The sequence below is a fragment of the Enterobacter sp. HMSC16D10 genome (assembly GCF_001807145.1).
GTDB lineage: Bacteria > Pseudomonadota > Gammaproteobacteria > Enterobacterales > Enterobacteriaceae > Enterobacter > Enterobacter roggenkampii.
The window spans coordinates 1-11,416 of the sequence record NZ_KV787864.1 but is presented as its reverse complement, the minus strand read 5'-3'; the positions used below and the strand labels follow the sequence as shown (position 1 = coordinate 11,416).

The 11,416-nt window shown below is 62.8% G+C and carries 1 protein-coding gene; it reads right to left on the bottom strand.

Annotation, left to right across the window (positions count from 1 at the left end):
- On the bottom strand, positions 1–11,416 hold an 11,416-nt coding region (locus HMPREF3143_RS09120; RefSeq protein ID WP_139145860.1), incomplete at both ends, for a hemagglutinin repeat-containing protein.

Sequence of the window (11,416 nt, the reverse complement as noted above, 5' to 3'; positions counted from 1 at the left end):
GTCCAGAAGGCACTCCCCGGACCGTACTCGGTATTCTGATATCCGGGCTGCGTCTTCAGGAACGCTTCCTGCTCCTGCGGCGTATCGCCCTGCAGTTTTCCTTCTGACGCCAGCCTCGCGCCCAGCGCCGCGTTGGATTCACGCGCTTTCTGCTCCGCATACTTGCCGTAAGCATCCAGCGCAGAGGTGGCCAGCGCTGCACCTTCGCTCTGGACCGCCAGGTTATCCCTGACCTTCTGCACATCACCGTTCACGTCCACGCCATGGTGGGCGTCAGCCGTATCACGGCTCAGGTCAGCAATATCCTGTTTCTGTCCCGCCGGGTTGCGAATGACAATGCTACCGCCACTCACCGCTGATGAGGTCGTTCCGGTGTGGCTCTCTTCTGCCTGGCCCGTACCGATGGCCGGTGCCAGGTTGCGATTTTCACCGTTTCCGCTGCCGCCCGCGCTGCCGGAAAGCGCCACCGTGTAGCCGTTGCCGCTGGTCTGGCTCTCGTTGTGGAGATTACTGAAACCCAGCGTACCCGTGTCGAGGCTATTTTTATCTGCAGACGCCGTGGATGCAATCACCGCGCCGTCAAGCTGGGTATGATTTCCGGTGGTGACGGCAAAGCCGCCTTTGCCTGCGAATATCCCGCTCTGTTCAGCGACGCTCTTACCATTCTGGGTGATATTCTCACCCGATGCACTGACGCTACCGGAAGAGGCACCATAACACAGTGGCGGTATGCACAGACTGAGGGACGCGCCTGACGAAGACTGCTTGCTGTTATAACTGGCTGTATCCTGCACACTGCTGATGGTGAGATCGCGCCCGGTGTTGACCACCACACGGTTACCTTCCAGCTCCACACCTTTCAGGGTGGTGTCGCGTCCGCTGTTCACCGTAAGCTGTTCATCAGCATGGACAACGCTGTTCGTATTGCGCTGCGACTGGCTGTTTTCCTTACCCTTATGCTGTGACGCCCCCAGCTCCACCGAGATGCCGTTTTGCGCACCAATCAGGCTCACACCGACACCGACGCTGAACTGGCTGCCGCTGTTTTTACTCTCAGAGTGGGTTGTGTTCTGGGAGGAAGACAGCAGAATATCCCGCCCCGCATCCAGCGCCACGTGTTTACCCGCGATCTGTACCCCCATACCGGCAATGTCATTTCCGGCACGAACAGAGACATTCTCGCCGGCATTAATGGTGGTGCCCTGCGTGTCGGTACTGTGGTAACGACTGTCCTGAGAGGACGTCCCCGCCGTTAAAGACACTTTAGCCTTGATGAGCGACGAGTCCGACATAGCGCCCTGCGCCGCGGTTGCCGCCGACTGACCTGTTCTGATGGCGGTCAGCCGTGGATCATCACCGTTTTCTGCGCTGCGGGCTGCCGTCTCAGCGGCTTTTGCAGCCTCAACTGCCCAGCCGCCAGCAGATGCCGTCACACCATACTGGGCGCTGCTGCTGTGGTTTTCACCGTCACGGGTATCCCGGCTCACCCCCATGAGGATATTTTCGCCACTGAGTGAGACCGATTTACCGGCACGGATATCCGTACCTGACAGGGAGAGATCGTTACCGGCCTGCGCGACAACGTTACCGTTTTTGCTGCTTAGCTGGCTGCGCAATCCGTTTTCGAGGCTGCTATCTTCCCGACTGCTGTTTTTTTCATGGCGGTAGCCTGCCGTGGCGCTGTAACCATCGCCGCCCAGCGTTCCCAGCAATTTGCTGCTGCCGCTACTCTCACTGCGCGATGTATCGCGTCCGGCAGAAACGGAGATATCCCCATTTGTGGCTGACAGCAGAAGATCGTCCGTGGCGGTCATCAGGCTGCCGCTGATATTCACGCTGCCGTCACGACTGTTAACGTAAATATCTGAGCCCTGAATGACCGACGCGTTTTGTGTGGTCCGGGTACCGCTACTGTTGCTCTCCGCCTTGCTCATCCCGCCCGGCAGGAGCTGATTGCCGTGGGAACCCCCACCCGAGATGGCGCGAACAGCACTTCCGGCGCTCAGGTCGCTCGAAAGATTCCAGCCGCTATTTTTAGTGCTGCTGCCGTATTTCTCGCTGTCTGTGGAGGTGGTGATATCAACGTCGCGTTTCGCATCGAGGATCACCGTTTCACCGGCCTTAGCCTGGCTCCCGGCAATCAGGATATTACCGCTGTTGCTGCCTCCCTGTTTACCGGTGGCAGTCATCTGGATATTGCCTGCGGCGGCAAGATGGCTGCCGCTGTTAAACTCGCCCTCGTAGTACGACTCAGAGGAAGACCGGGTGCGTCCTGCGGAAATGGCCATCATCTGCCCTGGTCCGTCAAGCGCGAGCGCACCGCCTTCCGCCCCCAGCCCCTTCACTTTATCGACGGTGCTGTTGCCACTGTTGCCCTTACCACGAACGATATCGCGCACGTTACGCACTGTGTCTTCAAATGGCGCTTTCACACTGACGGTGACGCCAGACGATTTGGACTCCTGCTTCATGGACTCAGTGGCCGTATCCCGTCCAGGAAGGATGGCGATGCTGTCGCCAGTGATATCGATATGGCCGGTTTTACGGGAGGAATCATCCTTCGCTCTTCCGGCAACCACGTCTGCCGCGCTCAACTGGACGTCATTTCCGGCGCTGATAATGACATTACCGCCAGCAGTGCCCACCGTGCTGCGCGCATCACTTTGCGTCGTATTTGCCCCCTGCCGGGTGCTTTTTGAAGACTGCGACCCGATGGTGATACCCAATCCCGACCCGCTGGAGAAAACGCCGGATTTTTTCGTCTTCTTCATGTCGTAGAACGTGTCGGTGTTGGTTGCTGCCTCCACGGTCAGATCATTTCCAGCCTTCAGTGCCACATCGCGCTCAGCGGCAACTGATGAGCCCTGCACCGTCAGGTTGTTACCAGCCCGGAGAGCAACGTTGTCGCCGGAAAGCTGCGTACCTTTCTCACGCGTATGCGTTTCTTCGTGGATGGTGTGAGTGGTTTTCTTGCTGAGGAACCCACCGGATGTCTTTTTCTTCTCCCGGTACGCATAGTCACTTTCCGTCGCAGTGGAAAGGGTGATATCCCGCCCGGCGGCCACGGCTGTATCGCCTGCGGCATAGACATCTGCTGCCTGTGCCGTCACATCCCGTCCGGCGACAACGGTCACATTCCCGCCCGCAGTGATGTCGGTTCCCGACTGGCGAACCGACTCGTTAATCACTTTTTTATTGCCCGACCTATAGCTATCGCCCTGCGTGGTCTCTTCCGCCGCCAGATTCACGTCGCGACCCGCCTGCAGCCCGACGCTTTTCTCCGCCGCCAGCGCGGCGGCCTGCGCGTTGATATCCTGCCCGGCCTTCAGCACCAGGTTATCGCCTGCGGAAATCGTGGTGCGGTCGAGCCCGGTGCTGTGGGACTCGCTTTTCCCTTTACGGCTGCTTTCTCTGGTCTGTGCCGCGTTCAGATTGAGATCGTTGCCCGCACTCAGCCCCGCGCTGCCGCCCGCCTTCAGGTCGCTGGCGGTCACGTCAAGGTTGTGCCCGGCGTTCACCAGCAGGTTGCCGCCCGCGGTGACGTTACTGCCCTGATACGTGACGGACGAACGGCTGGTTTTCGCCCGGCTGGAGCTGAATGCGTCGTTGATCTGATTCGCGTTGACGGCAATATCGCCCCACGCGTTCAGCAGCATATCGCCGCCGGAGGCCAGGTTCGCCCCGGTAACGGTGATGTTTTTCCCCGCCTCAAGCGACAGGCCATCCTGCGCGGTAATAGACGCCGTGTTGCCCAGCAGGGTGTCTTTCAGGCCGATCTTGCCGTACTTCCCTCCGGCGTTGATATCAATCTGCTCAACCTGGGTCAGGTTGTTGATGCTGCCGTCCAGGCTCTCCAGCGCGACCGTTTTGCCGCTGATGGTGGAGCTGATGTTATTGATATCGCCGATGGCGCTCAGGTTCAGGTCGCCGCCCGCTTTCATCAGGCCGTTGTTGAGGTTGCTGATGCTGTTCTGGCTGTCGAGCGTCAGGCTGTTTTTCGCCAGCAGCGAGCTGCCGCTGTTGGTGATGTCGCCGCCCTTCAGGGTGACGTTGTTGCCCGCGATTACGCTGCCGTTATTGACGGTGACGTCCTTCGGCGACAGGTAGAGTTTCGGCACCATCACGGTTTCACCGTTGACGGTGGCTTTCTCCCACCACAGCAGGCTGTGGTCGAGCGCAGCAATCTGATCGGCGGTCAGCGAGACGCCAAACTGCAGGCCCAGCGACTGCTGCGCCGCCGCGGCGTTGTCCATCAGATAGCGCATCTGATCCAGATCGGAACCGATGCCGTTCAGGTAGCGGTTACCGGTCTGGTTGAGCATCACGTTGGAGACATAGCGGGTATCGAACGCTGCATCGCCGAGGAAGCGGTAGTCGTAATCCGGGTTCAGGTTGAGGCGGCCGAGCATATAGGACGAGCCGAGGAACTGCTTCTCGTCGGTAAACGCCAGCCGCGTCTCCTGCGGTGCCGTGGACGACGGTTTGACCCCGAGCATTGCGTTCAGGTCGGCAAACAGGGCGGGATCAAGCTGTCCGAGACCGTTCAGTTTCGGGTTGATGCCGATCAGGTACGGGCTTTTCGGGTTGTCGGAGAAGACAAAATAGCCGTTGTTGCCCGACGGAAGCGGGTAAGCGCTGGTATCGACGCGCTGGCCCTGGTAATGCCCGACGGCGCCGCCCTGAGCGGTTCTGAGATCGGCGGTGGTGGCCCCGGCGTTCGCCAGCGTGCCCAGCTGGCCGAGGTTCGCGTTGCCTTTCTGCCTGGTGCCAATGTTGCTGAGAGGCGTGCCGGACGCGCCGCCGTTTTCCAGCGCGCCGCCGCCGTTAAGCTGCTGTAGCGCACCCTGGAGCTGATCGTTCCACTGCGGCGAGTTCACCGCCACGGTGCCGGTAGCGTTCAGCCCCTGTTTTTGCACGCCGCTGCCGACGCTCTGGTTGCTGAGGGTGTTCAGCGACGGCGTGGAGATAACGTTGCTGACGCCACCTGCATTGGCGGTGGTATTAGTGTTGCTGATATTGCTGGTAAAGTTTGCATTAACGTTACCGCCGGCTTGTATAACAGCGCGGTAAACAGGGCCATCAGGAACAGAACCTGAAGAACTCTTAGGCCTGTAAACAACCGTAGGGAAATCACCATCGGAGCCTGACATAGTGGATAATTGGTAAACAATTTCACTGGAGCTTTTACCAGACTGGTAACTTTGATTATTTAACTGATTTCCGGAAATATTGATATTGCCAATTGCCAGCATATTACTGGCCTGATTAATAAGCTCATTGCTGGAAATATTCAAATCTTTTCCTGCAGAAAGTCTCCCTGCGGTACCTTGCGTGTGTATAGTTACATTTTCTTCCGGTCCGTTACTGAGTACAACTTCATCGGGTATAAGATCAATATGCATCTTAACTTCAATGTAAGGACCTTTACTGTCCTCCCCAAAATGGGCATTGGAAGGTAATTGTTTATTTAAGTCCCCTGAATTAGTCGGACTACTGCTTTCTGTTTTTACATCAAAAACTTCGTAATGATTAAAAAAACGATTAGTTTTAATTGTAATATCGCCATTCTGCGTCTCAATATTCCCCGACGTATTCACCACCTGGCTGTTCGCATTCCCTGCCGCATCCCGCTGCATCCACAGGTTGTTCCCCGCCATGATGTCGCCGCGCTGGTTGGTGATGCTGTCGGCAAACAGCGCCAGGTTATTCGCCGCGTACAGCAGCGCGGTGTTGACGATGGCGCCCGGCGCGCTCAGGGTCAGCGAGCCGCGCGTGCCGGTGAAGCCGTCGACGGTAATATTGCTCCGGCTGGCCACGGTGATGTCACCTCCGCCCTGCACCGAACCCGCGGCGTTCAGCGCCACGCTGCTGCCGGAGAGCGTACTCGTGCCGCCGCCGGTGGTGATTTGTCCGTTGTTGCTGAGCTGCCCGCCCGCGTTCAGGTTGACCGCCTGCCCCTGCAGCACGCTGCGGTTATCAATGTCGCCGCCGCTGTTGATGGTCAGGGTTCTGCCTGCCGCCACGGCGGTTCTGCTGGTAAACGCGTTCGTCAGCTGCAGCGTTAAGTCCCCCAGGGACACCAGCTGGCCGGTAAGGTCCAGCCCCCGGCTCTGCAGCCACAGGTTGCCGCCGCTCAGCAGCTTGCCGCCCGCGCTCTGGGTTACCTGGTCCGCACCAATATTCAGCTGCGTGTTGCCGAGCAGCGTGCCGCTGTTGTTCAGCTGGCTGTAGTTAACCGTCAGCTGTCCCGCCTGGGTGGTGCCCTGGCTGGCGAAATTGGTGCCGGTCAGGGTGGCACGATCGGCCACCCACGTGCCGCCGTTGGTAGCGTTTGCCGCATTGAGTATCAGGTCGGTGGCCTGCAGCCAGCCGGTGCCGGTGAACTGCGGCGTGCCGAGCGTCAGGCGCGCGCCGGAAAGAAGCCTGCCGTCGTTACGCGCCTGCGAGGAGGCGGTCACGCGCGTCTCGCCGCCACCCTGGATAAGGCCGTAGTTAAACAGCGCGGGCGTGGTCAGCGTCAGCGCATCGCGGCTGACGATTTCGCCTCCGCTGTTGTTGGTCAGCGTCCCGCTGAGGGCCAGCGTCGCGCCGTTATCGCCCTGCAGACGTCCGTTGTTGGTGAGCGCCCCGGTGGTGATGCCGAGCGTGCCCCCCTGCATTTTGCCGTCGCTGGTGACGGAGGCCGCCTTGATGTTCAGCGCCCCGCCGGACAGCAGGGTGCCCCCAGACTGCTGGCTGACCGCGCCGGTCTGGCTGAGGGTCAGGCCATTCACGCCGCTGATGGCGCCGCTGTTGCTGAGCGTACCGCCCGTCAGCGTCAGGTTTTTCGCCGCCCACTGCCCCTGGTTCGCCAGCGTCGCGGCCTGCAGCGTCGCCGCACCCAGCGCGGCGATCCTGCTGCCTGCGGTTCCGTTGAGCGTATCGGCCAGCGTCATCTGCAGCGCGTCGGCGCTCTGCACCGCGCCGCTGTTGGTGAGCGACCGGGCGTTAAGCAGAATATTCTGTGCCTGCCAGCTGCCGGCGTTGGTCACAGCCCCGGACGCAATCGTCAGCGCGCCCTGGGTAAGAAGTTTGCCGCCTGCGCCGTTGATCAGCTCCTGCTGCGGCGCGGCCATCGCCATGCGCGCCATCAGCCGCTGCTGCCCCTGAACGGTCAGGCTCTGCAGACCGGTCAGGGTGCCCTGGTTGTTAATGCTGTTCTGATGCAGCGCGAGGGCGTTCCCCTGCACGGTGCCGCTGTTTTTAAGCGTGCTGCCGCCGAGCGTCACCTCGCCCTCGCTGAGGAGCTGCCCGCGGTTATCCAGCGTCTGGGCGGTGATATCCGCCCGGCCCTGGCTCATCAGCGAGCCGGTTGAGGTCAGCGTGCCGCCGGTCGTGGCCGTCAGCGTTCCCTGGCTGAGCAGAGACCCGCCGTGCGTCCAGTCGCTGGCGCGGATGTCCGCGCCGTTCCCCTGCAGCGTGCCCTGCGTGGTCAGCTGGCCTGCATCCAGCGTCAGCATGCCGCCGGAGAGGGTGCGCGAGGCTGCGCCCGTGGTCAGCGTGGTCCCGGTGAGCGCCAGGCCGTTCGTTCCCTGCATCAGCCCGCCGTTGTTCATATCGCGGGCGGTGAGGGACAGCGTACCGCCCGTGATGCGCCCCGGGTTCGCCAGGGTATCCGCGGTGAAGGCGGTCGCGCCGCCGCTCTGCAGCAGCCCGGTATTCGTTAACGCCCCGCTGAGCGTGCCGCTGAGTCCCGTCTGCCCGTTCACCGTGCCGCTGTTGGTGAGGGTGGTGCCGGTCATGCCCAGCGTGGCGCCCTGCAGCGTACCGGCGTTCGTCAGCTGTCCGCCCGCCAGCGTGAAGCCGCCGCCGGAGAGCCATTTACCGTTCAGCTCGTTGATAAAGCGGTCGGCGGTGGCGTTAACCGCGTTGCTGCCCTGCATCAGGCCGCTGTTGCGCAGCTCAGTACCGCCTGCTGTCAGCGTTTTGCCCGCCACCGTGCCGCTGCTGGTCAGCGTCGTCGCGTTAAGCGCGGCATCGTCGGTGGCAACGATGTTCCCCGTATTGGTCAGGGCATTGCTCAGGCCCAAATCCAGGCTCTGCGCCTGAATATCGCCCCGGTTCGTCAGGTCGCTGCCCCGCAGGGTAAACCCACCCTTCACCAGCAGCAGGCCGGCGTTATCGAGCGTGTCGAGGGATACGTTCAGAGGACTGCCGCTCACCAACTGCCCGGTGGCGCCGTTGCTCAGCGCGCGGGTGGTCAGCGCCAGCGTGTCGTTACCCTGAAGGATCCCGGTGTTGTTCAGCTGCGCAGCCTTCACCGCGAGGGCTTTCCCGGCCAGCTGGCCGTCGTTGAACAGCTGCGCCGCCGTCAGCGTGAACAGATTCTGGCTGAGCAGGGCACCCGTGTTATCCAGCCTGCCGGTCGCGGAAAGCGTCAGGGCGTCCAGCGTCTGAACGCTGCCCTGGTTATTCAGGCTCACGGCGTCAAGCGTCGCGCTGCGCCCCTGAAGGCTGCCCGCGTTGCTGAGGGTTTGTCCGCTCAGCGTCAGGCTCTCGCCGCCCGTCACCTGGCCCTGAGGCTGGTTCGTGAAGGTGTTCCCGGACCAGGCCAGCGTGCTGCTGCCCTGAAGCAGGCCGCTGTTCTGCAGGTCGCCCCGCAGGGTCAGCACTTTCGCCAGCAGCTGGCCACGGTTATCGGTCCTGTCGGCCTGGACGTCCAGCGCCTGCTGGCTGAGCACCTTACCGCTGTTGGTCAGCGTGCCGGTCACCGCCGCCGTCACGCCCGTTTCCCCCAGCGCGTTACCGGTGTTCATCCACTCACCGGTGGCCAGGTTCAGGGTGTTGCCCTGCAGCAGCCCGGCGTTGTTCAGGGTGGTGTGGTGCAGGGCGAGCGCGCCGCCGGAGAGCAGCATACCCGCCTGCTGGTTAGTGAGCTGTGCCCCCGTAGCCGTCAGGGAGTGTGTCCCCTGCAGCGTGCCGCCGTTGGTCACCGACGCGCTGTTAAACTGCGCGTCGGTACCGGCCATCAGCCCGCTGTTCGTCAGGCTGGCGGTAGTCAGCGTCAGGCCGTCCCGGGCAATTACCCGCCCGTCGGCATCGTTGCTGGCCTGTCGGGTCAGGTTCAGCAGCAGCGCGGTGGCGCTGAGCTCGCCGCTATTGGCCAGCGTTTCACCGCCGAGCGTCAGCGTTCCGCTGCTACGCAGCGCGCCACGGTTAGTGAGGTCTGCCACACCGAGCGTCAGCGCCGAGTCCCCCTCGACGGTGCCCTGGTTTTGCAGGCTGTTCGCCGTGATGTGCAGGTCGCTGGCCGCAATATTGCCCGCGTTAGCAAACGCAGTGCCGTTCAGGGTGAGCCGGTCGTCCGCCAGCAGGCGTCCGGTATCGGTGTTGGTCAGGCTGAGGTAGTCGCTGCTCAGGCTGACGCCGTTGATTTCACCCTGGTTTGTCAGCGTGTCGCCCCGGAGGTGCAGCGTGCCGTCAGTGGTGATAAGCCCGCTGTTAGACAGCACCGGAACGTTCAGCGTTAAATCCTGCGTGCTGTAGACCGATCCGCCCGCGAGGTTTGTGAGTGACCCGGTCTTCAGGCCGAGCAGGGTGGTCCCCTGCAGCAGCCCGCTGTTCTCCACCGAGGCAGCGTCCAGCGCCAGCGTACCGGCAACCAGCGTACCGCTGTTGGTGATGCGGTCAGGAGCCGTCAGGGTCATGCGATCCGCTTTTGCGACGCCGGACTGGAGGATGTTCTGTCCGCTGAGCGCGATGGCGCTGGCGGTAAGCTCTCCGCCGCTGGTCAGGTCGCCGGTTGCGTTAAAACTCAGCGCGTTACCGGTGGATTTCCCGGCGTGCGCAAGGGTGCCCGCCGTCACCGACAGAGCGCCCTTCGCCGCCTGCGTGCCGTTCAGCGCGGCATTCTGCGCCTGCAGAGTGAGCGCCTGCCCGCTCTGCAGATGCGCATCCTGGCCGGTGGTCAGGTCGCCGGTGCTGACGGTTAAGGCCCCCGCCGCGTCCGTCTGCCCGTTCAGGCTGGCGCTGCGGGTCGCGGTAATCTGTACATTGCCCTGACTGGTGGTACGGGACGCCTGACCGCTGGTCAGGGTGCCGGCCTGCGCCGTCAGCGCCGTCGCGCCGGACAGGGTGCCGTTCTGTTCCAGCGCGTCTGCCGTCACGCTCATCGCCCCGTCAGCCAGCAGGCTGCCGCTGTTACGCAGGGTCTGCTGCGCCGTGACGTTTGCATTGCCTTTCGCGCTCAGCGTGCCCCGCTGCTCCAGGGTACCAACGCTCAGCGCCAGGTTGCCTGCGCTCTGCAGGGTACCGCTGTTAGTGACCGTCTGCCCCTTCAGGGTGACGTCGTTACCCTGCACCGTGCCGCCGTTTGTCAGCTCTCCTGCGTTCACGTCAAGGTGGCCTTTCGCCGCCAGCTGGCCGCTGGTGGATACCCTGTCGCCGGAGAGGGCAATGTCGCGCCCCGCATTCACCTGCCCCTGATTACTGACGCCGCTGCCCGTCAGGCGGATATCGCCCGTGGCATCGGCCCGGCTCTGGCCGTCCATCACCAGCTGTCCGCCGCTCAGGGCCAGATTCTCTCCTGCCGAGACCGCGCTGGCCGTGGATGACAGCGTGCCGCCGCTGCTGAGGGTCGCGCGGGTATCGCTACCGCTGCGGGTATTCGTCAGCGTGATATCTTTCCCGGCCGCCACGCTGAGCGCGCCTTTGCTGGTGACGCTGCCGCCGCGCTGCGTCAGGCTGCCGTCGGTGGACAGCGTGGTGTCGGCCTGACCCGTCAGCGTCGCATCCGCAAGCGCCATTCCCTGTTTGCTCGTGACGGTTAGCGCCCCGCCCTGTGCCGACACGCCGCCGCCGTTGACGGTCAGGGTAGCTTTACTGCCCAGCGTCGCCGCGCCGCGGGAGACCAGGGAGGTATTGCTGAGCGTCATCCCCTGCCCGCTGCTCACCGACAGCGCGCCCGCGCTGTTTGTCCCGCCGCCCGTCGTCTGCACTTTCCCCGCAGCGGAAAGGCGCATATCGCCCTGGCTGGCGAGCGTGCTGTTATTGAGTTCCACATCCTGCGAGCTGGCCACATTCAGCGCGCCACCGGCCTGATGGCTGCCGTTGAGGGCCACTCCCGCGCCGTTCGCGGTAATCGATCCGCTGGCCAGGCTGTTCGTGACCGTCAGTTTCCCGCCCGCGTCCAGCTGAATGTCGCCCTGGCGCGCGGTGAGGTTGCCGAGGTTCACCCCCACGCCCGTCTCGCTGGAGACCAGGCGGATACGGTTGGCATACATCCCGCCGAGCGCGCCGGTATCCACGGCCACCACGGGCGCGGCACCCTCACCGGCAATCGGCCTGACGCTGCCGTCTGCGCCAACGCGGTTCGCTCCTGCCGTCACCGTCAGGTCGTTCGCATGAATCGCGGCGTTCACTTCCGTTGCGCGCGCAA